This window comes from Sphingobium terrigena (assembly GCF_003591655.1).
Lineage (GTDB): Bacteria > Pseudomonadota > Alphaproteobacteria > Sphingomonadales > Sphingomonadaceae > Sphingobium > Sphingobium terrigena.
In genome coordinates this window covers 300,597-322,988 of the sequence record NZ_QVRA01000003.1, presented here as the reverse complement: position 1 = coordinate 322,988, position 22,392 = coordinate 300,597, and the positions used below count along the sequence as shown (strand labels likewise).

General features: G+C 64.9%; 20 protein-coding genes. All 20 read left to right on the top strand.

Features of this window, described 5'->3' with window-relative positions; translation table 11 throughout:
• Positions 1 to 206: 206 nt before the first annotated feature.
• The 20 genes from D0Z70_RS05510 to ftsZ all read left to right on the top strand — a co-directional run bounded on the left by D0Z70_RS05510 (position 207) and on the right by ftsZ (position 22,130).
• Entirely contained in the window at positions 207 to 1,202 is a 996-nt protein-coding gene (locus D0Z70_RS05510; RefSeq protein ID WP_119744457.1) for a cysteine synthase A, read from the top strand.
• Between the two features lie 41 nt (positions 1,203 to 1,243).
• On the top strand, positions 1,244 to 1,546 hold the full coding sequence (locus tag D0Z70_RS05505; RefSeq protein ID WP_119744456.1) for a hypothetical protein: 303 nt from the start codon (positions 1,244 to 1,246) through the stop codon (positions 1,544 to 1,546).
• An 11-nt stretch (positions 1,547 to 1,557) separates the two neighbouring features.
• A complete protein-coding gene (locus D0Z70_RS05500) occupies positions 1,558 to 2,742 on the top strand; it encodes a GldG family protein (RefSeq protein WP_239018818.1) in 1,185 nt (394 codons plus the stop codon).
• Positions 2,743 to 2,983: 241 nt separating this feature from the next.
• Entirely contained in the window at positions 2,984 to 3,481 is a 498-nt protein-coding gene (locus D0Z70_RS05495; RefSeq protein ID WP_119744417.1) for a division/cell wall cluster transcriptional repressor MraZ, read from the top strand.
• Positions 3,478 to 4,437 carry a 16S rRNA (cytosine(1402)-N(4))-methyltransferase RsmH gene (gene rsmH, locus D0Z70_RS05490; RefSeq protein ID WP_119744416.1) on the top strand — a complete coding sequence of 320 codons (960 nt, stop codon included), beginning with the start codon at positions 3,478 to 3,480 and terminating at the stop codon, positions 4,435 to 4,437. Before D0Z70_RS05495 ends, rsmH begins: the two co-directional genes overlap by 4 nt.
• The gene (locus D0Z70_RS05485; protein WP_119744415.1) at positions 4,434 to 5,084 is read left to right on the top strand and encodes a LapA family protein; all 651 of its coding nucleotides are present in this window, start codon (positions 4,434 to 4,436) and stop codon (positions 5,082 to 5,084) included. The genes rsmH and D0Z70_RS05485 overlap by 4 nt, the downstream gene beginning before the upstream one ends.
• 1 nt (position 5,085) lies before the next feature.
• A complete protein-coding gene (locus tag D0Z70_RS05480) occupies positions 5,086 to 6,792 on the top strand; it encodes a peptidoglycan D,D-transpeptidase FtsI family protein (RefSeq protein WP_119744414.1) in 1,707 nt (568 codons plus the stop codon).
• On the top strand, positions 6,789 to 8,234 hold the full coding sequence (locus D0Z70_RS05475) for a UDP-N-acetylmuramoyl-L-alanyl-D-glutamate--2,6-diaminopimelate ligase (RefSeq protein WP_119744413.1): 1,446 nt from the start codon (positions 6,789 to 6,791) through the stop codon (positions 8,232 to 8,234). Before D0Z70_RS05480 ends, D0Z70_RS05475 begins: the two co-directional genes overlap by 4 nt.
• Before the next feature lie 136 nt (positions 8,235 to 8,370).
• Positions 8,371 to 9,762, top strand: coding sequence for a UDP-N-acetylmuramoyl-tripeptide--D-alanyl-D-alanine ligase (locus D0Z70_RS05470; RefSeq protein ID WP_119744412.1), 1,392 nt, complete (start codon positions 8,371 to 8,373; stop codon positions 9,760 to 9,762).
• Complete coding sequence (gene mraY / locus D0Z70_RS05465; protein WP_119744411.1) at positions 9,762 to 10,835, top strand: phospho-N-acetylmuramoyl-pentapeptide-transferase; 1,074 nt, start codon at positions 9,762 to 9,764, stop codon at positions 10,833 to 10,835. Before D0Z70_RS05470 ends, mraY begins: the two co-directional genes overlap by 1 nt.
• Positions 10,832 to 12,205, top strand: coding sequence for a UDP-N-acetylmuramoyl-L-alanine--D-glutamate ligase (gene murD, locus D0Z70_RS05460; RefSeq protein WP_119744410.1), 1,374 nt, complete (start codon positions 10,832 to 10,834; stop codon positions 12,203 to 12,205). The genes mraY and murD overlap by 4 nt, the downstream gene beginning before the upstream one ends.
• Before the next feature lie 38 nt (positions 12,206 to 12,243).
• Positions 12,244 to 13,446, top strand: coding sequence for a putative lipid II flippase FtsW (ftsW, locus tag D0Z70_RS05455; RefSeq protein WP_119744409.1), 1,203 nt, complete (start codon positions 12,244 to 12,246; stop codon positions 13,444 to 13,446).
• Positions 13,443 to 14,609, top strand: coding sequence for an undecaprenyldiphospho-muramoylpentapeptide beta-N-acetylglucosaminyltransferase (gene murG / locus D0Z70_RS05450; protein ID WP_119744408.1), 1,167 nt, complete (start codon positions 13,443 to 13,445; stop codon positions 14,607 to 14,609). The genes ftsW and murG overlap by 4 nt, the downstream gene beginning before the upstream one ends.
• 124 nt (positions 14,610 to 14,733) lie before the next feature.
• Complete coding sequence (murC, locus tag D0Z70_RS05445) at positions 14,734 to 16,161, top strand: UDP-N-acetylmuramate--L-alanine ligase (RefSeq protein ID WP_119744407.1); 1,428 nt, start codon at positions 14,734 to 14,736, stop codon at positions 16,159 to 16,161.
• The gene (locus D0Z70_RS05440) at positions 16,161 to 16,358 is read left to right on the top strand and encodes a hypothetical protein (RefSeq protein WP_119744406.1); all 198 of its coding nucleotides are present in this window, start codon (positions 16,161 to 16,163) and stop codon (positions 16,356 to 16,358) included. The genes murC and D0Z70_RS05440 overlap by 1 nt, the downstream gene beginning before the upstream one ends.
• Complete coding sequence (gene murB, locus D0Z70_RS05435) at positions 16,340 to 17,290, top strand: UDP-N-acetylmuramate dehydrogenase (protein WP_119744405.1); 951 nt, start codon at positions 16,340 to 16,342, stop codon at positions 17,288 to 17,290. The genes D0Z70_RS05440 and murB overlap by 19 nt, the downstream gene beginning before the upstream one ends.
• Before the next feature lie 127 nt (positions 17,291 to 17,417).
• Positions 17,418 to 18,368: a D-alanine--D-alanine ligase gene (locus D0Z70_RS05430; protein ID WP_119744404.1), complete on the top strand. Its 951-nt coding sequence runs from the start codon at positions 17,418 to 17,420 to the stop codon at positions 18,366 to 18,368.
• The gene (locus D0Z70_RS05425) at positions 18,361 to 19,308 is read left to right on the top strand and encodes a cell division protein FtsQ/DivIB (protein WP_119744403.1); all 948 of its coding nucleotides are present in this window, start codon (positions 18,361 to 18,363) and stop codon (positions 19,306 to 19,308) included. Before D0Z70_RS05430 ends, D0Z70_RS05425 begins: the two co-directional genes overlap by 8 nt.
• Before the next feature lie 5 nt (positions 19,309 to 19,313).
• Positions 19,314 to 20,600 (top strand): cell division protein FtsA, encoded by a 1,287-nt coding sequence (gene ftsA / locus D0Z70_RS05420; RefSeq protein ID WP_119744402.1) that lies wholly within the window; start codon positions 19,314 to 19,316, stop codon positions 20,598 to 20,600.
• A 108-nt stretch (positions 20,601 to 20,708) separates the two neighbouring features.
• Positions 20,709 to 22,130 carry a cell division protein FtsZ gene (gene ftsZ / locus D0Z70_RS05415; protein WP_119744401.1) on the top strand — a complete coding sequence of 474 codons (1,422 nt, stop codon included), beginning with the start codon at positions 20,709 to 20,711 and terminating at the stop codon, positions 22,128 to 22,130.
• The last annotated feature ends 262 nt before the right edge of the window (positions 22,131 to 22,392 follow it).

The window sequence follows — 22,392 nt, the reverse complement described above, 5'->3', positions numbered from 1 at the left end:
GGCGACAACCAGGCTCCACCCAAATCCCCCTGACCACTTGAACGATGCATCGACCATCCCTCCCACAATCAAAACAGAATCACATCTGATCGGTTTTGCAAAGGTCTCCTCAAAGGGGGAGGATTTTAAGGTATGAAACGCGCTCTTTTGAGCGGCCATCATTCCCTTGCTTGGCAAAGGCGCGCGGGGTCCGCTATGCGTGGGGGATGCTGCTACAACCCCATAGTCTCGCGCTGATCGGCAATACGCCGATGGTGCGCCTCGCCGGTCCCTCCGATGCGACCGGCTGCGATATTTTCGCCAAGTGCGAATTTGCCAATCCCGGTGCGTCGGTGAAGGACCGCGCCGCTTTGTTCATCGTCAATGATGCCGAGGAAAAAGGGCTGCTCCAGCCCGGCGGCACGATTGTCGAGGGGACGGCGGGCAATACCGGCATTGGCCTGGCGCTGGTCGCCAATGCCAAGGGCTACAAGACGATCATCGTCATGCCCGAAACCCAGAGCCGCGAGAAGATGGACACGCTGCGCGCGCTGGGGGCCGAGCTGGTGACGGTGCCGGCCGCAGCCTATTCCAACCCCGGCCATTTCGTCCATACGTCGCGCCGTCTGGCGGAGGAGACGGAAGGGGCGATCTGGGCCAATCAGTTCGACAATATCGCCAATCGCAAGGCGCATATCGTCGGCACGGCGGAGGAAATCTGGACCCAGATGGAGGGCCGGATCGACGGCTTCACCTGCGCGGCGGGGACTGGTGGGACGATTGCGGGCGTGGGGCTGGGCCTCAAGGCCAAGGATGAGGCGATCACCATTGCGCTGAGTGATCCGCACGGCGCGGCGCTGTACGAATATTATGCCTGTGGCGAGTTGAAGGCAGAGGGCAGTTCGGTCGCCGAAGGGATAGGGCAGGGGCGGATCACCGCCAATCTGGAAGGCGCGCCGATCGACACGCAGTTCCGCATTTCCGACGAGGAAGGGCTGGAGTGGGTCCGCCGGTTGCTGAGCGAAGAAGGGCTGTGCCTGGGTCTCTCATCGGGGATCAATGTCGCGGGCGCGGTCGCACTGGCGCGGCAATTGGGACCGGGCAAGCGGATCGTGACGATATTGTGCGACACGGGGTTCCGCTATCTGTCGACCCTCTACAACCGGCAATGGCTGGAATCTAAGGGCTTGACGGTCTTTCCCTGGCTGGCGCAGACTGCATGATCGCCGACACGGGTCGCGGCGAAGAGCATAAGAGCGCAGGCATGGCTGAAACACCCCGCCGACTGGAAGGGTTGCAGCGCGTCCAGATCGGGCTGACCGGTCTGGCGGGTGTCATATTGCTGGTGGGCCTCGCCAATATCGTCATCGACAAGGCGCGGCAGGATGATGCCGCGCTGCCGCCGCCGGTGGTGCCGACGCTGTCGTCCACCAATGCCGTGTCGCCCAAGGATCCGCTCGCCGAACTGGGCGTGCAGCCCGCGCCGGAACAGGCACCGGTCGTGCCTGATCTCCAGCCCGATCCCAATCTGCGCAAGCCGATGGACCGCGATCCGCAGCAGCGCTGAGTGATGGGCGGATGAGGGTGCCGCGCCGCCTGACGATTTTTCTGGTGTTGCTGCTGCCCGTCCTCGCCGCGCTGATGGCGGGGCTGGCGCGTGCCTGGCGATCGGGCGGGCAGGCCGATCCGTGGAGCTGGGCCTTGCCCGCTGCGCTGATGGTGGCGCTGATGGCGCAATTGCTGGCCAAGGATTTGGGACGGTGGCTGGTGTGGATCGCGATGGGCGCGGCGGGGGCGGCGCTGATATTGTGCGCGATCGCGGCTGCGCGTGCGCCTGACCCTCTCGCGGCTGTTGGGCTGCTACTTGTGACGCTGCTGGCGGGGTTTGGCAGTCGGGGGCTGCGCGTGCCGGGCAAGCGGCTGATCGGGGTCGGGCTGCTGGCGTTGGCGGGGCTGATCTTATGGCGTGGCCCGGCGCAACCGATCGCGCCGGTGGCTGAGCGGCCAGCATTGGCTGTCATCACCGCTTTGCCCTTGTTTTGGGACAAGGCGGGACTGGCTGACGCGCCGATCGTCTCCCTGCTGCGGACACGCTTCACCGTTCAGCCGCTGGACGATCCCCGCGCACTGGCGGCTTCTGGTGCGCGCGCCCTGCTGCTGGCGCAGCCGCGCGTGATGACGCCCGACCAGTTGGTGGCGATCGACGCCTGGGTGCGGGGTGGCGGCACGGCGCTGGTGCTGGCCGATCCGTTGCTGCGCTGGCCGTCCGACTTGCCGCTGAGCGATCGTCGGCGTCCGCCATCGGCCAGCCTGATCGGTCCGCTGTTGACCCATTGGGGCGCGGTGCCGGACGCGCTGGTGGAGGCGGAGACGCGGCAGTTTCTGGACGATGGGCGGCTTGTCACTCTGTCCGGGACGCAATCGTTCAAGGCAGGCAGAGCATGTGCGGCGGAGCAGGGTGGCGCGATCGTCCGCTGCCGGGTGGGGCAGGGGCGCGTCGTGCTGGTGGGCGATGCCGACCTGATCGATGACCGGCTCTGGCTGGCCGATCCGGCGCGTCCGCTCGATCCGCGGGTATGGGCGGCGGATACGCCTGCGCTGGTGGCGCAATGGCTGGGCGGAACGATGGATGATGGGCGGCGCTGGTTGCGAGATGGGCGCGACGTGGTTCTGGGGCTGCGTTGGGCGCTGATTTTTGGGACAATATGGGCACTGGTGGGAACAGGGCTGTTGCGGCGAGTCAGACAGCGAGTTGAACAATGAGATTGATGAGAACAAAGCATGAAAATATGCTGGAAATGCCGATGAAAATCAGTTAGACCCATTTTCTAACGCTCTATCCCAGTTTCTCCCGACTTTTCCCTTTTCACTCGGCCCCATGCTTGATAGGTAATCAGGCAATTGGGGTTAATCAGGTGTTGGCGATTCCTGCGTGCCGGATGTCCATCCAGTGATTCCGGCGACGGGTGGCCTGTGCCCCGCATGAAAGGGGCGAATTTCCAGCGTGTCGGACGTCATTCTCTATTCGGGCAACGCGTTCAGCGTCGCGGACGGCAAGGGCCGTTTCGTGCTGCCCCTGGAGATGCGCAAGCTGGTTCGTCAGGCCAGCGGCGATGAAAATCGCCTGTGCCTGTCCGTCCATATGGCTAATGGCTGCGCCACCGGCTTTGGCCTGTCGCACAAGCGCTTCCTGTTCGATGAAGTCGCTGAACTGGAACGGCTGGCGCGCGAGGCGAACCGGCCCTTCAACGGCGATCTGGAACGCGAAAATCGCCTCGGCACGATCGAGGACGTCAATTTCGATGATGGCGGCCGCTTCTTCCTGCACCCCGATATCAAGGATGAAGCCGGCATCACCGACGTGGCGTTCTTCTATGGCGTGGGCCGCTATTTCCAGATCTGGAAGCCTGAAGCGCTGGTCGAAAGCCCTGATCGCCCGGCGCTGATCCGCAACAAGGTGAAGCGCTGGCTCGACGCGCGCGCAGCGGAGGGCGGCAAGTGAGCCTGCCCGACACTGATGCTGCGCCGCATATTCCGGTTCTGCTCGACGAAGTTCTCCGCGCCCTTGCCATAACCCCTGGCGAGATTCATGTGGATGGCACGTTCGGCGCGGGTGGCTATTCGCGGGCGATGGCGCTGGCGGGCGCGAGCGTCTTTGCGCTGGATCGCGATCCCGATGCGATCCGCGAAGGGCAGGCGTTGGCGCACGCGCATGGCATCACCCTGATCGCGGGCGAATTTTCGCGCATGGCGGAATTGCTGGCGGAGCGCGGCATCAAGAAAGTGTCGGGCATCACGCTCGATATCGGCGTATCCTCGATGCAGCTCGACCGGGCCGACCGGGGCTTTTCCTTCCAGTCCGATGGTCCCCTGCTCATGACCATGAGCCAGGACGGGATGAGCGCGGCCGATTTCCTGAACAATGCGTCGGAAGAGGAGATCGCCAATGTCCTCTACCGTTATGGTGAGGAGCCGCGGTCGCGCCGGGTTGCCCATGCCATTGTCGATGCGCGCCCGCTGGAGCGGACGGGGCAGCTGGCCCATGTCATCCGTCGTGCGCTGGGCCACAAGCCGCACGACAAGAAAGACCCCGCGACCCGCGCCTTCCAGGCGATCCGCATCCATGTGAATCGCGAGCTGGAGGAACTGGAGCGCGCGCTGGAGGCAGCCGAGGCGCTGCTGGAGGAAGGCGGGCGTCTGGCCATCGTCAGCTTCCACAGTCTGGAAGATCGCATCGTCAAGCAATTCCTGCGCAACCGCAGCGGGGGCGAGGGCGGCTGGTCGCGGCACATGCCCGAAAAGCGCGCCGCCGACGCGCCGACCTTTGCCAAGCCCACCAAGGCGGTGCGCGCGGGCGAGGCGGAGCTGGCGCGCAACCCCCGCGCCCGATCCGCCACACTGCGCAGCGCCGTGCGCACATCTGCCCCTGTTTCGTCCTCCGGGAGTCCCCGCGCATGATCGCCGTCAAAAGGTTGCAGAGCCTGATCTGGGTCTTGCTGGTCGCGCTGGGCGCGCTGGGCGCCTATCTGGTGTCCCTGAAGGTCGCGACCGAGCGCAATGAAATGATGCAGGTGCGGATGCAGATTGCGCGGGCGAAGGGCGATATTCGCTATCTGGAGACCGAGTTCAGCGCGCGCGCGTCGATGCGGCAGCTGGAAAGCTGGAACCAGCATGACTTCATGTATGGCACGCCGACCGCTGGCCAATATCTGGCCGGAGAGCGGGCGCTGGCGCAGCTCGATGGGGTGCAGCCCAACGGGCCGGACTATGTCGCGCCGCCGGTGATGGTGGCGATGGTCGAGACCCCCGCCGACCTGCCGTCCGCCCCGCAGGCAGCGCCCGCCAGCCCCGCCGCGACCCAGATCCGCAGCGACATTGCCGTGATCCGCGAGGCGCACGCGGCCGACAATGTCGAGAAGCTGGCCAAGCCCGCGCCGCGCACGCCGGCGGTGCAGGCCAAGGCCGATGCCGACGTGTCGAAGCCCAATCCGGTCGCGCGCAAGGCGGAACGGATGGCGATGCTGGACGCCAAGCTGCTGGACGACAGCACGCTGGGCGAGTTGAGCGCCACGGCGGCGCGCGAGCGCAAGAAGGGAGCACGCTGATATGGCCACGATCATCGTCCAGCCCGGCGGGGCGCGGGCGGGACGGCAACGGGTCAGCCTGACCGCCATCGCCCATAACCGGCTGATGTTGCTGCTGATCCTGTTCATGGCGGTGACGACGGTGCTGATCGGCCGGCTCCTGTGGGTCGGCGTTTTTGCGCATGGCGCGACCGGGGATGATGCCCTGTCGGCCTTCCTGCCTGCGCGCGCCGATATTGTGGATCGCAACGGCGTGCCGCTGGCGCGGACGATGGACGCCTATTCGGTGGCGGTGCGCCCGTCCAAGCTGATCGGCGAACCGGCCGAACTGGCGCGCAAGCTGCACGAGATTTTCCCCGATGAGGCCGAGGCTGTTTTTTACAAGAAGCTGACCGGTCGGGGCTGGGCCTATCTGCGCCGCCGCGCCATGCCGGAGCAGGTTGCGGCGGTGAATGCGCTGGGCGAAATCGGCATCGAATTTCCGCGCGAGAAGGAGCGGCTCTATCCGCAGCGCACGCTTGCCGCCCATGTGCTGGGTTTTGCGCCCAATGCCGATGGCGTTGGCGGCATGGGCGTGGAATCCGCGTTCAACGACCGGCTGACCGATGCGGCGTTGCGCGGCCAGCCCTTTGCCATCTCGATCGACAGCCGGGTGCAGGGCGCGCTGGAAAGCGAGCTTTATGCGCAGATGGTCGCGCAACATGCCAAGGGCGCGGGCGGCATCATATTGGATGCCAATACGGGCGAAGTGATTGCGATGGCCTCCATCCCGGTGTTCGATCCCAACAAGCTGCAAAATTATGCGGGCAAATCGTGCAGCCAGTCGCCCTTGTGCAACCAGATGGTGCAGGCGCGCTACGAACTGGGGTCGACCTTCAAGCCGATTTCGATCGCTGCGGCCATGGACCATGGCGTCGTCACGTCGATGAGCAAGCGTTATGATGCGACCGCGCCGATCCCGATCGGCGGCTTTCGCATCAAGGACGATCATGCGATGGGCCGCTGGATCAACGTGCCGGAAACTTTGGTCCACAGTTCCAACATCGCGACCGCGCGGATCGCCGATGAAATGGGCGCGGCACCGATGCAGCAGATTTTCCGCGCCCTGCATTTCGACGGGCGCGCGCCCATTGAGTTGAAGGAGCAGGCCGGGACGATCTGGCCCAGCAATTGGGGGCGGATCACCACCATGACCGTATCCTATGGCCATGGCATCGCGGTGACGCCGCTGCATCTGGCCAGCGCCTATGCCGCGCTGGTCAATGGCGGCATCTATCGCCCCGCGACGCTGCGTAAGCTGGAGCCGGGTGAGGCACCGCAGGGACAGCGCGTCTATTCCGCCGCCACCAGCGCGCGGATGCGCCAGCTGTTGCGATTGATCGTCGCGGCGGGTACAGGGCGTAGCGCCGACGCCAAGGGTTTCCGGGTGGGCGGCAAGACAGGTTCCGCCGAGAAACCTGAGGATGGTCGCTATAATAAGAGTTCGCTGGTGACGACATTTGCTGCCGCTTTCCCAATGGATAATCCGCGCTATGTCGTGCTGACCATGATGGATGGCGCGACCAGCGCGATCGGCCTGCGCACCGCCGCCTGGACCGCCGCGCCGGTGGTCAAGCGGGTGATCGAGCGGACCGGGCCGATGCTGGGGGTGATGCCGGACGAGCGCCGCGACGTCGATATTTCGGACCTGACGTCCTTGCTGTGGAAGCCCAAGGGGGAAGCTGAATGACGCGCCTGGGCGGTCTGATCGACGGGCTGGATGCGGCGGTGAGCGCCGGCGCGGCGCTGGACGTCAATGTCACCGGCTTTGCCATCGACAATCGCAAGGTTGCGCCCGGCACCATATTCGGCGCGTTTCAGGGGCTGCGCGTCAATGGTGAGGATTATATTGCCGATGCGGTGAAATCGGGGGCGATTGCTGTCGTCGCCCGGCCTGAGGCGAAGGTCGAGGGCGCGATCCATATCGCCCACGCCAATCCGCGCCGCCTGTTCGCGCAACTGGCTGCGCGCTATTTTGCGCCCTTTCCCGATGTGACGGTCGCTGTGACCGGCACCAATGGCAAGACCAGCACGGTCGAACTGACCCGGCAATTGTGGCGGATGATGGGGCATCATGCCGCGTCGATCGGCACGCTGGGCGTCACCACGTCGGTCGATCAGGTGTCGACGGGGCTGACCACGCCGGACATTGTGACGTTTCTATCGAACATGTCGGGCCTGCGCCGCGAAGGCATCACCCATGCCGCGTTCGAGGCGTCGAGCCATGGGCTGGCGCAATATCGCACCGAAGGCCTGCCGGTGCTGGCGGGCGGCTTCACCAACCTGTCGCGCGATCATCTCGACTATCATGGCGACATGGACAGCTATTTCGACGCCAAGATGCGGCTGTTCGATGAAGTCGTGGCACCGGATGGCGCGGCGGTGGTGTGGGCGGATGATGCCTGGTCGGACAAGGTGATGGCGCGGGTTGCCGCGCGGGGTTTGCGCCTGCTGAGCGTCGGCGAGAAGGGTGAGGCGCTGCGGCTCGTCACGCGCACGCCCACGCAATTGGGGCAGACGCTGGGCATCGAAGCGGATGGCAAGCTCTTCAAGGTCAATCTGCCGCTGATCGGTGCCTATCAGGCGGCCAATGCGCTGACGGCGGCGGGGCTGGTGATCGCGACCGGCGGGGACGTGGCCAAGGTGCTGGAACTGCTGGGCCGGGTGCAGCCGGTGCGCGGGCGGCTGGAGCGGGCGGTCATCAGCAAGGCGGGCGCGCCGGTCTATGTCGATTATGCCCATACGCCCGACGGACTGCGCGCCGCGATCGAGGCGTTGCGGCCGCATACCAAGGGCAAGCTGATCGCGCTGTTCGGCGCGGGCGGGGATCGCGATGCGGGCAAGCGGCCGCTGATGGGCAAGGTTGCGGCGGAACTGGCCGATCATGTCATCGTGACCGACGATAATCCGCGGTCGGAGGAGCCGTCTGCGATCCGCGCTGCCGTGATGGCGGGGGCGGCGGGTGCTGAAGAAATTGGCGGGCGTCGTGCGGCGATTGCCGCTGCCATTGCGCTGGCGGGCGCTGACGACATCGTGCTGCTGGCGGGCAAGGGGCATGAACAGGGCCAGATCATCGGCGACCGGGTGCTGCCCTTTGATGACGTGACCGTGGCGCGGGAGTGCGCGGGTTGATGCGGTTCTCAATTCCGTTCGCCCTGAGCGAAGTCGAAGGGCTCGGCCGACCGATAGGGAGGCCACTTCGCTCCGCTCAGTGGAGGGCTTCGACTTCCCCCGGATCAAGTCCGGGGCCGAACGGATGGGGCGAGTGATGGCGGACCTGTGGACCTCCGCCGAGATAGCCAAGGCAACGGGCGGCGCCGCGTCGGCGCCGTTTGCCGTTTCGGGCGTGGCGTTTGACAGCCGCGAAGTGACCGGCGGCGACCTGTTCGTCGCGATGCAGGGCGAGGCGACCGACGGGCATAAGTTTATCGGCAAGGCCTTTGCGCAGGGCGCGGCGGGCGCGCTCGTCAGCGAGCCGGTGGATCATCCGCATATATTGGTGAAGGACAGTGCCGCCGCGCTCGACGCCTTGGGCCGGGCGTCGCGGGCGCGGATGGCTGGCAAGGTGATTGGGGTCACCGGATCGGTCGGCAAGACCGGGACCAAGGAAGCGCTGTTTCAGGCGCTGGACCGCGCCCATCCGGGGCAGGTCCATCGGTCGGTCAAAAGCTATAATAATCATGTCGGCGTACCGCTGAGCCTGGCGCGGATGCCGCGCGATACGGTCTTTGGCGTGTTCGAGATGGGGATGAACCATGCGGGCGAACTGGCCGCGCTGACCCGGCAGGTGCGCCCGCATGTCGCGATCGTCACCGCCATCGCGCCCGCCCATATCGAATATTTCGGCACGGAGGCGAAGATCGCCGAGGCCAAGGCGGAGATTTTCGAGGGGTTGGAGCCGGGCGGCACCGCGATCATCCCCTATGACAGCCCGCATGTGGCGCTGCTCTATAACAAGGCGGAGCGCCATGCTGCCAATATCCTGACCTTTGGCATGAGTGCCGAGGCGGACGTTCATGCGTGCGAGGCCGTGCCTGCGCCCGGTGGCGGGACGCTCGTGACGGCGAAGCTGCCGGACGCGGAACTCTGCTTTACCGTGGCTGCGCCGGGCGATCATTGGGTGTCCAATGCGCTGGCGGTGCTGGCGGCGGTGTCGGCGGTCGGGGGCGATCTGGCGGCGGCGGGGCTGGCGCTGGCGGAAATGCCGGGGCTGCCGGGCCGGGGCGAGCGGCGCGTTCTACCTGTTACGGGTGGCGAGGCGCTGCTGATTGATGAAAGTTACAACGCCAACCCGCTGTCCATGGCCGCGACGCTCAAGCAATTGGGGCGTGAAACGGCCGACCGGCGGGTCGCCGTGCTGGGCGGGATGCGTGAACTGGGTGCGCGCAGCGCGGAGCTTCACGCCGGTCTGGCCGGGCCGCTGGAGGCGGGGCAGGTGGATTATGCCATATTGGTCGGTGCGGAAATGGCGCCGCTGGCCGATGCGCTGGACGGCAGCATTGCCTATGCCCATGTGCCTGATACGGCGAGCGCCATTACCCTTTTGACCACTGACATGCGCGCGGGCGATGCTATTCTCGTCAAAGGCTCCAACGGCATCGGGCTGTCCCGGCTTGTCGCGGCGCTTGGCGAACGCGCCCGCGACGGAGAGACCAACTGATGCTCTACTGGCTGGCCCAGAATATGGACTTTGCGGGCGGGTTGAACCTGATCCGTTATCTGAGTTTCCGCGCGGGCGCGGCGATCTTCACCGCTTTGTTCATCGGCCTGTTGATCGGTCCCAAATTCATTGGCTGGTTGCGGGTGCGGCAGGGCAAGGGGCAGCCGATCCGCAGCGACGGGCCGCAGACCCATCTGGCCAAGCGCGGCACGCCGACCATGGGGGGGCTGATGATCCTCACTTCCATGGTGGCGTCGGTGCTGTTGTGGATGGACCTCAACTCCACCTATGTCTGGGCCTGCCTGTTCGTGACTTTGGGGTTCGGCGCGATCGGTTTTCTGGATGATTATGACAAGGTGACCAAGGCCAGCCACAAGGGGCTGTCGGGCAAGGCGCGGCTGTTGTTTGAATTTCTGATCGCGGGTTTTGCCGCCTGGCTGATCGTGTCGCAGCATGGCAATACCGCGCTCTATGTGCCTTTTTACAATGGCCCGGCGATCGAGCTGGGGCCGTTCTATTTCCTGTTTGCCGCCTTCGTGATCGTGGCGTTCGGCAATGCGGTGAACCTGACCGATGGGCTGGATGGTCTCGCGACGATGCCGGTCATCATCGCCTGTTTGGCGTTCATGCTGATCGTCTATCTGGTGGGGCGCGCGGATTTTGCCGAATATCTGGGGATTCCGCATGTGCCGGGCGCGGGCAACCTGACGATCCTTTGCGGGGCGATCATCGGTGCGGGGCTGGCTTTCCTGTGGTTCAACGCGCCGCCTGCGGCGGTTTTCATGGGCGACACCGGGTCGCTGGCGCTGGGCGGGACGATCGGCGTGATCGCGGTGACCGCGCATCATGAAATCGTGCTGGGCATTATCGGCGGGCTGTTCGTGGTGGAGGCGATGAGCGTCATCATCCAGGTGTTTTTCTACAAGCGCACCGGCAAGCGCGTGTTCAAGATGGCGCCGATCCACCATCATTTCGAGCAATTGGGCTGGGCCGAGCCGACCGTGGTGATCCGTTTCTGGATCATCGCCTTCATCCTGGCGCTGGCCGGCCTTGCGACGTTGAAGCTGCGATGATCGTTTCGGACGCCTTTAAGGGCAAGACCTATGCGGTGCTGGGGCTGGCGCGGTCCGGCCTGGCCACCGTCGATTGCCTGTCGGCCAGCGGCGCGCGGGTTGTGGCGTGGGACGGGCGTGAGGAAGCACGGGCGGCGGTCGCGGGCAAGGCGGAACTGGGCGATCCGATGGAGATCGACCTGACAGGCTTTGACGGCATCGTCGTGTCGCCGGGCGTGCCGCTGAACCGTCACCCGATCACCATGCGCGCCAAGCTGGCGGGCGTGCCGATCATCGGTGACATCGAACTGTTCGCGCTGGCCCGCCCGACGCTGCCGCCGCACAAGGTGGTCGGCATTACCGGCACCAACGGCAAGTCGACCACGACAGCGCTGATCCACCACATCATCGAGCAGGCTGGCTATCCCACGGTCATGGGCGGCAATATCGGCCTGCCGGTGCTGGGCCAGCCGCCGCTGGAGCCGAATCTGCATGGCGTGGGCGTCTATGTGCTGGAACTGTCGAGCTATCAGATCGACCTGACGCATAGTCTGGACTGCGATGTGGCGGTGCTGCTTAATATCACGCCCGATCATCTGGACCGCTATGACGGGTTTGAGGGCTATGTTGCGAGCAAGGCGCGACTGTTTACGATGCAGTCGGCGGGCCATGTCGCGGTGATTGCGGCGGAGGATGAATCGAGCCGGGCAATTGCCGAAACTTTGTGCTCCCGCGCAGGCGGGAGCCCAGAGGCGACGGTTGGGACTGGGCTCCCGCCTGCGCGGGAGCACGGCGTGGTGAGGGTGGCGTCCACTGACATCGATCCCGTCGCCCAGCTGACCTGGCCAGCTTTGCAAGGCCCGCACAATGCGCAAAATGCTGCGGTGGCGATTGCTGTCGCGCAAGCGTTGGGCATTGATGAAGCCACCATCGCCAATGCGCTGACCAGCTACGCCAGCTTGCCCCACCGGATGCAGGCGGTCGGCACACGTAACGGCGTGCTCTACGTCAATGACAGCAAGGCGACCAATGCGGCCTCGACCGCGCCGGCGCTGGCCGCATGGCCTGCGATCGACGGACGCCCACGCATCCACTGGATATTGGGGGGCGTCGCCAAGTCGGACAATCTGGACGAGTGCGTTCCGCATTTCGGCAATGTCGCCCATGCCTATACGATCGGTGAGGCGGGGCATATGTTCGCTGACCTGCTGCGCGGGTCTATGGCGGTGGATGATAGCGAGATGCTAAGCGCCGCCGTGCGCCGCGCCGCGCGGATCGCGCAGCCGGGCGATGTGGTGCTGCTGTCGCCCGCCTGCGCCAGTTTCGACCAGTTTCGCGATTTCGAGGCGCGCGGCGATGCCTTTGTCGCCGCCGTCGCGGCGCTGGAATAGGGTGATGGCGCGGGACCAGCAGGGAAGGGACGGGGCACATGTCTAGGGCAGGCGAACTGGTGAAGGGGTTTCGCACCCGCACCGTGCCGCGCGAACGCACCGCGCTCGCCATCTGGTTCTGGGAGATTGACCGCGTCCTCCTGTCGCTGATCGTCGCGCTGATGGCGATCGGGCTGGTCGCAGTCGCCGCCGCCTCGCCGGTGGCGGCGATCGACCGGTCGACGGCGCAGATCACCGTCAATCCGCTCAACTATTTCTACCGCCAGCTCGTCTTTGTCGGCCTGGGCCTGCCGATCATGCTGGTCATATCGATGCTGCCCCGCCCGCAGGCGCGGCGACTGGCGACATTTCTGTGCGTCTTTTTCTTCGTCATGCTGCTGTTCGTGCCATTGCTGGGCAGCACGGTGAACGGGGCCAAGCGCTGGATCGACCTGCCCGGTTTCCGTTTCCAGCCATCGGAGTTTTTGAAGCCCGTCTATGTGGTGACTTTGGCCTGGCTGCTGTCGCTGCGCGGCAAGGATGCGAGCCTGCCGGTGATCCCGCTGACCGGCGTATTGACGCTGTTGATCGCGGCGATTTTGATGCGGCAGCCCGATTTCGGCCAGACCGTCATTTTCCTCGCCTGCTGGGGGTGCCTGTTGCTGTTGTCGGGCCTGCCGATGCGCTGGATCGCGGCGCTGGGGGGCGTGGGGCTGGCGGGGCTGGTCGCGGTCTATATGTTTTACGAAAATGGTCGTCAGCGGATCAATGATTTTCTGGGGATTGGCGTCAGTCAGGACGCCGGGCCGGACCAGACCGATCTGGCCTTCCGCACCATCACCCATGGCGGCTTTACCGGTGTGGGGCCGGGGGGCGGGCAGCATAAATTCCGCCTGCCCGAAGCGCATACCGACTATATCTTCTCGGTCATCGGCGAAGAGTTCGGGCTGCTGGCCTGCATCGCCATCGCGCTTGTCTATCTGGCCATTGTCGTGCGGGTGCTGCTGCGGCTGCTGGACGAGGAGGATAGTTTCACGATTTTGGCAGCGGCGGGGCTGACGACGCAGTTCGGATTGCAGGCGATCATCAATATGGGCGTCAATGCGCAGATATTTCCGTCCAAGGGGATGACGCTGCCCTTTATCAGCTATGGCGGCTCCTCTATGCTGGCGCTTTGCATCGGCGTCGGCCTGTTGCTCGCCTTCACGCGACGCAACCCCTTCATGGGTCGGCATACGGTCGTCAAATGGAGTGGTCGATGAGCATTTCCCGTCACTTCGTCCTCGCCGCCGGCGGGACGGGTGGTCATATGATTCCGGCTCATGCCGTGGCTGAGGAGCTGATGGCGCGCGGCCATCATGTCGCGCTCGTCACCGATGAGCGGGGGGCGAAGATCCCCGGCATTTTTGACAAGGCGCAGGTCCATGTGCTGCCAGCGGGCCGCATGACCAAGAATCCGAAAAGCTGGCCGGGGGCGCTCAAAGCCATATTGGCGGGACGGGCAATGGCGCGGCGATTGAATGAGACGTTTCGTCCGACCGCCGTGGTCGGCTTTGGCGGTTATCCGGCGATGCCCGCTTTGCTGGCGGCGCTGGCCGATGGCGTGCCGACGGCGGTGCATGAGCAAAATGCGGTGCTGGGCCGGGTCAACCGGCTGCTGGCCGGAAGGGTCGATGCGATCGCGACCGCCTATCCGGGGGTTGAACGGCTGAAGGATAAATATGCTGCCAAGGTCCACCTGATCGGCAATCCGGTGCGGGAGGAAGTGAAGCAATTGCGCGAGGAGGATTTCCCCGCGCTGACCGACGAAAGCGTGTTCCGGGTGCTGGTGATCGGCGGCAGCCAGGGCGCGTCGATCCTGTCGAGCGTGGTGCCTGAAGGCCTGTCGATGCTGCCGGTCGCGCTGCGCCGCCGTTTGCAGGTGACGCAGCAATGCCGGGCCGAGGATATTGAGCGGGTGCGCAAGACCTATGCGGAGATGGAAATTCCCGCGGACCTCGCCACTTACTTCAACGATGTGCCGGAGAAATTGGGCTGGTCGCATCTGGTGATCGCGCGTGCGGGGGCGTCTACGCTGGCGGAACTGACCTGCGCCGGGCGGCCTGCGATATTGGTGCCGCTGCCGAGCGCGATGGACGATCATCAGACCGCCAATGCCCGCGAAATGACCGAGGCGGGCGGTGCGCGGACGATCCCGCAGGCGCGCTTTACCGCGGTGGAACTGGCCAAGCAGATGCAGAAAATGGCGATGGAGCCGGGCGCTCTGCAGAATGCAGCGAAGCGCGCGCGCGGCTGCGGCCGTCCCAATGCGGCGCGGGATATGGCGGATTTGCTGGAAAGCATCGGCCATGCGCCGATCGTCAATGATCCGGTGCGGGTCGGGCCGACGCCCACGACGCTCAATCTGGCGGGGGTTCCGGCTTGATGGCTTCCCTCTTCCGTCATGCCAGCGAACGCTGGCATCCCACTTCTTCTTTCTCCGTCGCTCTTGAAGAAAAGAGAGATCCCAGCCTTCGCTGGGATGACGGTGTTGTTTCGGAGATTATCGCATGAAGGGTGTCGGCACGGACATCGGCACGATCCATTTCATCGGCATTGGCGGCATCGGCATGTCGGGTATTGCCGAGGTGATGCATAATCTGGGCTATGATGTGCAGGGGTCGGACGTCGCCGAAGGCTATGTGGTCGAGGGGCTGCGGGCCAAGGGCATTCGCGTGATGATCGGCCACAGGTCAGAAAATCTGGGCGATGCGGCGGTGGTGGTGACATCCACCGCGATCAAGCGTGGCAACCCGGAGGTTGAGCTGGCGCTGGAAACGCGCGTGCCGGTGATCCGCCGGGCGGAAATGCTGGCCGAGTTGATGCGCCTCAAATCCACCGTCGCGGTGGCGGGAACGCATGGCAAGACGACGACGACGTCGATGGTCGCGGCGTTACTGGACGCGGGCGGGGTGGACCCGACCGTCATCAATGGCGGCATCATCAACAGCTATGGCTCCAACGCGCGGCTGGGCAATAGCGACTGGATGGTGGTGGAGGCCGACGAGAGCGACGGCAGTTTCTTGCGGCTCGACGGCACGATCGCGGTCGTCACCAATATCGATCCCGAACATCTGGACCATTATGGCAGTTTCGACCGGGTGAAGGATGCGTTTGTCGAATTTGTCGGCAATGTGCCTTTCTATGGCGCGGCCCTGCTGTGCCTCGATCATCCCGAAGTGCAGGCGATTTTGCCGCGCGTGCAGGACCGGCGGATCGTGACCTATGGCTTTTCCGCGCAGGCGGACATTCGCGGCGACAATGTGGTGAGCTTCCCCGGCGGCAATCGCTTCGACGTGCAGATCCGTGAGCGGGACGGATCGACCCGCAAGATCGAGGGCATCGAAATGCCGATGCCGGGCCGCCACAATGTGCTGAACGCGATGGCGGCGATCGGCGTGGCGCTGCACATGGGGATTGACGACGCGACGATCCAGACGGGTTTTGCCAAGTTCGGTGGGGTCAAGCGGCGCTTTACCAAGGTTGGCGAGATTGCGGTCGGTGCTGGTTCCGCCACGGTCATCGACGATTATGGCCACCATCCGGTGGAGATCAAAGCCGTGCTGGCGGCGGCGCGTGAGGGCGCGCAGGGGCGGGTGATCGCCGTGGTCCAGCCGCATCGCTTTACCCGGCTGCGCGACCTGATGGACGATTTCCAGCAGGCGTTCAACGACGCCGACATCGTCTATGCAGCGCCCGTTTACACCGCGGGCGAACAGCCGATCGAGGATGTGGACAGTGCGGCGCTGGTCGCGGGATTGAAGCGGCGCGGGCATCGCCATGCCTCAACCATAGCCGATGCCGATGCACTGGCGAGCGCGCTGGCGGCGGATATTCAGGCGGACGATATGGTGATCTGCCTGGGGGCAGGCGACATCACCAAATGGGCGGCGGGGCTGGCGGCTGCTGTCTCCACCAAGGTCAAGGAATCGGTCTGATGTTCGAGCTGTTCGCCGTAGGGCTGGAAATGCAGAAGCGCATGATCGACGTCCAGATGCAGGGCGTGGAGGCTGCACGCGACATGGTGCAGGCGGCGCAGGAAAATGCCAAGGCCGGGATGGCCGCCAATCAGGCGGGCGAGGCGGGGCTGAAGGCGATGAAAAGCTGGATGAGCCTGTGGGGCGTGCGCGGTTGAGCGACAGGATCGCCCTTCCGCCGGTGCGCGGCAGTGTGAAGGCGGATGCGCCGCTGGCCCCGCTCGTCTGGTTCAAGGCGGGCGGGGCGGCGCAATGGCTGTTCGAGCCGAAGGATGCCGACGACCTGTCTGATTTTCTCGCCATGCTCGATCCGCAAGTGCCGGTCATGGCGCTGGGGCTGGGGTCCAACCTGATCGTGCGCGATGGCGGGGTGCCGGGCGTGGTGGTGCGGCTGGGCAAGCCATTCGCCAAGGTTGAGGCCCAGGACGAGGTGACGCTGACCTGCGGCGGCGGGGCGTCGGGGATATTGGTGTCATCGACCGCGCGCGACGCCGGGATTGCAGGACTTGAGTTTCTGCGCTCGATCCCCGGCACGGTCGGGGGTTTCGTGCGGATGAATGGCGGCGCCTATGGCCGCGAGACGCGCGACATATTGGTCGAGTGCGAAGTCGTCTTGCGATCGGGCGAGCAGGTGACGTTGCTCAACCGCGACCTGCATTATACCTATCGCCATTCGAACCTGACCGATGGCGCGATCGTGGTCAGCGCGACATTCCGGGGCTTGCCCGGCGAGCCGGCAGCGATCCAGGCGGAAATGGACCGCATCGCCGCCGCGCGCGAGGAAAGCCAGCCGCTGCGCAGCAAGACCGGCGGATCGACCTTCAAGAACCCGGATGGGCACAAGGCGTGGCAGTTGGTGGATGAGGCGGGCTGTCGCGGGCTGCAACTGGGCGGCGCGCAGGTGAGTGAGAAGCATACCAATTTCCTGCTGAACACCGGGAACGCGACCAGCAGCGACATCGAAGCGCTGGGCGAGGAAGTGCGGCGGCGGGTGAAGGACAGGAGCGGCGTGGAACTGGAATGGGAAATTCAGCGGGTGGGCATGTTTGCCGACGACGCCAAAACGGGAATTGTGGGGTTGGTGAAGTGAACCAGTCCCACTTCCCGTCATGCCAGCGGAGGCTGGCATCCCTCTTTTCTTCTCTCGCTGCGTCAAAAGGCAGTGAGATCCCAGCCTTCGCTGGGATGACGGTGCGTAATATTTCGGAGTGTTATCCATGACCCGTGGTCCCTGGCATGTCGCTGTCCTGATGGGCGGCTGGTCGGCGGAACGTCCGGTTTCGCTTATGAGCGGGGAGGGCGTGGCCAAGGCGCTGGAATCGCGCGGGCATCGGGTTACGCGGATCGATATGGATCGTGATGTCGCGGCGCGGCTGGCGGAAACAAAAGCGGACGTGGTGTTCAACGCGCTGCATGGCGTGCCGGGCGAGGATGGCACGGTGCAGGGGATGATGGACCTGATGGGGCTGACCTACACCCATTCGGGTCTGGCCACTTCTGTCATCGCGATCGACAAGCAACTGACCAAGCAGGCGCTGGTGCCGCACGGCATTCCCATGCCCGGCGGGCATATCGTGCAGAGCGAGAGCCTGTTTGCGGGTGATCCGCTGCCGCGTCCCTATGTGTTGAAACCGGTCAACGAAGGCAGTTCGGTCGGCGTGGCGATCGTCACCGCCGAGGGCAATTATGGCAACCCGATCGCCCGCGACAGTGTGGGGCCATGGCAGGATTTCCCCGAATTGCTGGCCGAACCCTATATTCGCGGGCGTGAACTGACGACCGCTGTGCTGGGCGATGAGGCGCTGCTGGTCACGGAGTTGCGGCCCAAGAGCGGCTTTTATGATTTCGACGCCAAATATACTGACGGCATGACCGAACATGTCTGCCCTGCCGAGATTCCCGACGAGATCACTGCCGCGTGCAAGGCGCTGGCGCTGCGGTCGCACCAGTTGCTGGGATGCAAGGGGGCGTCGCGGTCCGATTTCCGCTGGGATGATGAACAGGGGATCGAGGGGCTGTTCCTGCTGGAGGTCAATACCCAGCCGGGGATGACGCCTTTGAGCCTGGTTCCCGAACAGGCGGCGAAGCTGGGCATTGACTATGCCGAGTTGGTGGAGACTATTGTCGAGGAGGCGCTGCACCGCGCCGGGGGTGAGAAACATGGCTGAGGCACGGATCCGGCGCGGCGGTGCCGCGCGACTGAGCAGCGCGAAGGGTAGGGCGACGAAGGGCGCGCGGGGGCGCACGCTCAAGCGCCAGTCGACGCTCGACCGGCTGATCGAGGCACTGCCGGTCAGCGAAGCGACGCTGCAACGGCTGGCCAGCTGGACGATCGTGGGGATTTTCGGCGCGATCCTGGTCGGCTTTGCGATTTTCTTTGGCCTGCCTGCCATGGCGCAGCAGCAGGCGGCGCTGATCGCCGCGCGCGCGGGTTTCGAGGTCGACAAGGTCGAGGTGCGCGGCGTCGAGCGGATGGACGAGCTGCCGGTCTATAATATCGCGCTGGGGCAGGTGGATCGCTCCATGCTCTCGCTCGACCTGCCCAAGGTTCGCGCCGATATGCTGAAGCTCGGCTGGGTCAAGGATGCGCGCATTTCCCGCCGCCTGCCGGATACGCTGGTGGTCGATATCGTCGAGCGTGATCCGGTCGCGGTGTGGCAGCATGGCGGGCAATTGCATCTGATCGACGTGGCGGGCGTGGTGCTGCAACCGGTGTCGGCGAGCGCCATGCCGGACCTGCCGCTGGTCGTTGGTCCCAACGCCAATCGGCAGACGGCGGGCCTTAACCGGCTGATGGAAAATGCCCCGGCGTTGAAGCCGATGCTGGCGGGCGCGACCTGGGTCGGCAATCGTCGCTGGGATTTGCGCTTCCAGTCGGGCGAGACGCTGTCGCTGCCCGAAGGGGACAAGATTTCCGCCGCCGCTCTGGTCAATTTCGCGCGGATGGACGGGGTCAACCGGCTGCTGGGCCGGGGCATCGTGAAGTTCGACATGCGCGATCCCGATCGCTTCGTGCTGCGCCTGCCGCAGGGCAGGGTCGAGGAGAAGCCGGTGGATGATGCGGCGGATTCCGCCGCCAGCGCCCTTGCGCTGGGCGAGGAAGGCTAAGCCCCATGGCGCAGCCCAAGGTCGAAAAGCTGATCACCGCGATCGATATCGGATCGTGGAAGGTATCCGCGCTGATCGCGGGGCGGACCGACACGGGTGAGCTGGCGATTTTGGGCACCGGCCAGCGCGAAAGCCGGGGCGTGCGGCGCGGCTTCATCGCCGATATGGAACGCACCGAACTCGCCGTGCGCGAAACGATCGAGCAGGCCGAGCGGGTTGCCGGCACCAATATCGAGGATGTCTGGGTCAGCTTTTCGGGCGGCAGCCTGGTCAGCGATGTCGTGACGGTCGAGCGCGACATGGGCGGATACCGCATCGAGCAAGCCGATATTGATGATTTGCTGACGACCGGCCAGCAGGGGATCGACCCCGATGGCCGGGTCGTGCTGCATGCGCAGCCGACCTGCTTCACCATCAATGGCAAGGTGCCGGTCAAAAAACCCGCCGGGATGCACGCCGACCTGCTGGGCGTGGATATTCATGTCGTGCTGGCCGATGGAGCGCCGCTCGCCAATCTGGACCTGTGCGTGCGGGGCGCTTATCTGAACGTCAACTCCATCGTCGCATCGCCGATCGCGACCGGGCTGGCCTGCCTGTCCGAAGAAGAGCGCGATCTGGGCGTGGCGCTGGTGGAACTGGGGGCGGGGGTGACCAATGTGTCGCTCTATGCGGGCGGGATGCTGGTGGGGCTGCATTCGATCCCCATCGGCGCGTCCGACATTACCGACGATATCGCGTCGGCCTTTGGTATTCGCCGTAGTCAGGCGGAGCGGATCAAATGCTTCTATGGCTCCGCGATGCAGAACCGGCGCGATTTTCGCGAGATGATCGAGATTGCAACGCCCCATGGCGATGCGGCGGTGCCGGGGCAGAGCGCCGGTCCCAATGCCGAAGGGGGCAAGATCACTCGCGCTGCGCTGGTGGGCGTCATTTGCGAGCGGCTCAACCAGCTGATGTCCGAAGTGAATGCGGCGCTGGCGGGCATGGGCTTTAATTCGCCGACCGGACGGCAGGTGGTGCTGACCGGGGGCGGCGCGGAAATGAAGGGCATTGCCGATTATGCGCAAGGCGCGCTGGGCCGGGCGGTGCGGATCGGGCGGCCACGGGGCTTGTCGGCCATGCCCGAAGCGCATAGTGGCCCGGCCTTCGCGACTTTGGCGGGACTGGCGCTTTACGGCGCTTCCAACCCGGTTGATCTCCGCACGATGGCGTCCGCGCCGCAAACCGTGCATCGTCTGGGCGCACCCTTGTGGTGGCAACGGATGATGCGGGCGATAAAGACCAACTATTGAACGAAATTAGAGTAAGACGAAAATAGCTGGTGAAATACTCCAGTTTCTGGTGTTAACATTTGGTGTTGGTTGTCGCTTCCTGACGAGGAAGCTGAGGGAGCAGAATATATGAGCATTGAGATCAGCCCTCCGCATGTGGATGAACTGAAGCCGCGCATCGCGGTGATCGGTGTCGGCGGCGCGGGCGGCAATGCCATCGCAAACATGATCGCGGCCCATGTCGAGGGCGTGGACTTCATCGTGGCGAACACGGATGCGCAGGCGCTGAACGCCTCGCCCGCGGAGCGCCGCATCCAGCTTGGCCCGCAAATCACCGAGGGTCTGGGTGCCGGGTCGCGCCCCGAAATCGGCAAGGCAGCGGCGGAAGAAACCATCGCCATGGTCGAAGCGGCGCTGGACGGCGCGCATATGTGCTTCATCGCCGCTGGCATGGGCGGCGGCACTGGCACCGGGGCTGCCCCCGTCATCGCCAAGGCGGCGCGGGAACGCGGCATCCTGACCGTTGGCGTCGTGACCAAGCCCTTCACCTTCGAGGGCAATCGCCGCATGAAATCGGCGGAAGCGGGCATTGACGAGCTGCAAAAGCATGTCGACACGCTGATCGTCATTCCGAACCAGAATCTGTTCCTGATCGCCAACCCGAACACGACCTTCAAGGAAGCGTTCCAGATGGCGGATGAAGTGTTGCAGCAGGGCGTGCGCGGCATCACCGACCTGATGGTCATGCCCGGCCTCATCAACCTCGACTTTGCCGACGTCCGCTCCGTGATGGGCGAAATGGGCAAGGCGATGATGGGCACCGGCGAAGCCGAGGGCGACGGTCGTGCGTTGCAGGCGGCGGAAAAGGCGATCGCCAACCCGCTGCTCGACGGGGTGTCGATGCGCGGCGCGAAGGGCGTGATCGTCTCCATCGTGGGCGGCGAGGATATGCGCCTGATGGAAGTGGACGAAGCCGCCAACCATATCCGCGAACTGGTGGACCCGGACGCGAACATCATCTGGGGCAGCGCGTTCAACGACAATCTGAATGGCAAGATCCGCGTGTCGGTGGTCGCCACCGGGATCGACAATGATATCGGCAATCATGCCGCGCCGTTGACCCAGCCGTTCAGCTTCGCCAGCCGCCCCGCCGTGTCGGTGCCGCAGGCGGCAGCGCCCAAGGCCGCTGCGCCAGCACCCGCGCCACAGGCAGCGCCTGCGCCCGCGCCGGAACCCGAAACGCTGGAACTGGACGTGCCGGAAGCGCCTGCTCCCGCACCGGTGGAAGCCGCAGCGCCCGCACCCTTCGCCCCACCGCGTCCGGCGGCTGTCTTTTCGGATGAAGATCCGGCCGAGGACGAACTGGTGCTGGGCGTCGAAAGCGCTGCCCCGGCTGCGCCTGTGGAACCCGCGCCGCGTGTCGCATCGGGTGGCACCTTGTTCGAGCGGATGGCGGGCCTGACCCGTGGCACGGAAAAGGCACCGGGCGCGGACGAGCCTGCGCCGGGTCTGGACATTCCGCGCTTCCTCAATCGCCAGAACAACCAGTAAGCGATTGTCTCATACGGGCTTTTGCCCAACCAGAAGCGCGCTGTCGGTCCCCTGAGGCAACCGGGCGCGCTTTTTCATGGGGGTCATTTCCTATTCAGGACGGCATGGGCTAATAGCAACGCGATGATTGTGTCCTGTAAGGCTCCTCCCCCTTGAGGGGGAGGTTGGGTGGGGGTGTGCTACCGCCAGCGTCGACGCTCGGCTTCACCTCGCTCCCCCTCCCCCGACCCCTCCCCGCCGGGGAGGGGAGATAACGGCGCGA

Bases quoted from the DNA above. Each gene is read 5' to 3' on its own strand.
- D0Z70_RS05480 (WP_119744414.1), top strand. From the start codon at position 5,086: ATGGCCACGATCATCGTCCAGCCCGGCGGGGCGCGGGCGGGACGGCAA.
- murG (WP_119744408.1), top strand. From the start codon at position 13,443: ATGAGCATTTCCCGTCACTTCGTCCTCGCCGCCGGCGGGACGGGTGGT.
- D0Z70_RS05510 (WP_119744457.1), top strand. From the start codon at position 207: ATGCTGCTACAACCCCATAGTCTCGCGCTGATCGGCAATACGCCGATG.
- D0Z70_RS05500 (WP_239018818.1), top strand. From the start codon at position 1,558: ATGAGGGTGCCGCGCCGCCTGACGATTTTTCTGGTGTTGCTGCTGCCC.
- mraY (WP_119744411.1), top strand. From the start codon at position 9,762: ATGCTCTACTGGCTGGCCCAGAATATGGACTTTGCGGGCGGGTTGAAC.
- murC (WP_119744407.1), top strand. From the start codon at position 14,734: ATGAAGGGTGTCGGCACGGACATCGGCACGATCCATTTCATCGGCATT.
- ftsA (WP_119744402.1), top strand. From the start codon at position 19,314: ATGGCGCAGCCCAAGGTCGAAAAGCTGATCACCGCGATCGATATCGGA.
- D0Z70_RS05440 (WP_119744406.1), top strand. From the start codon at position 16,161: ATGTTCGAGCTGTTCGCCGTAGGGCTGGAAATGCAGAAGCGCATGATC.
- D0Z70_RS05475 (WP_119744413.1), top strand. From the start codon at position 6,789: ATGACGCGCCTGGGCGGTCTGATCGACGGGCTGGATGCGGCGGTGAGC.
- D0Z70_RS05470 (WP_119744412.1), top strand. From the start codon at position 8,371: ATGGCGGACCTGTGGACCTCCGCCGAGATAGCCAAGGCAACGGGCGGC.
- ftsW (WP_119744409.1), top strand. From the start codon at position 12,244: ATGTCTAGGGCAGGCGAACTGGTGAAGGGGTTTCGCACCCGCACCGTG.
- D0Z70_RS05505 (WP_119744456.1), top strand. From the start codon at position 1,244: ATGGCTGAAACACCCCGCCGACTGGAAGGGTTGCAGCGCGTCCAGATC.
- D0Z70_RS05430 (WP_119744404.1), top strand. From the start codon at position 17,418: ATGACCCGTGGTCCCTGGCATGTCGCTGTCCTGATGGGCGGCTGGTCG.
- murD (WP_119744410.1), top strand. From the start codon at position 10,832: ATGATCGTTTCGGACGCCTTTAAGGGCAAGACCTATGCGGTGCTGGGG.
- D0Z70_RS05485 (WP_119744415.1), top strand. From the start codon at position 4,434: ATGATCGCCGTCAAAAGGTTGCAGAGCCTGATCTGGGTCTTGCTGGTC.
- ftsZ (WP_119744401.1), top strand. From the start codon at position 20,709: ATGAGCATTGAGATCAGCCCTCCGCATGTGGATGAACTGAAGCCGCGC.
- D0Z70_RS05425 (WP_119744403.1), top strand. From the start codon at position 18,361: ATGGCTGAGGCACGGATCCGGCGCGGCGGTGCCGCGCGACTGAGCAGC.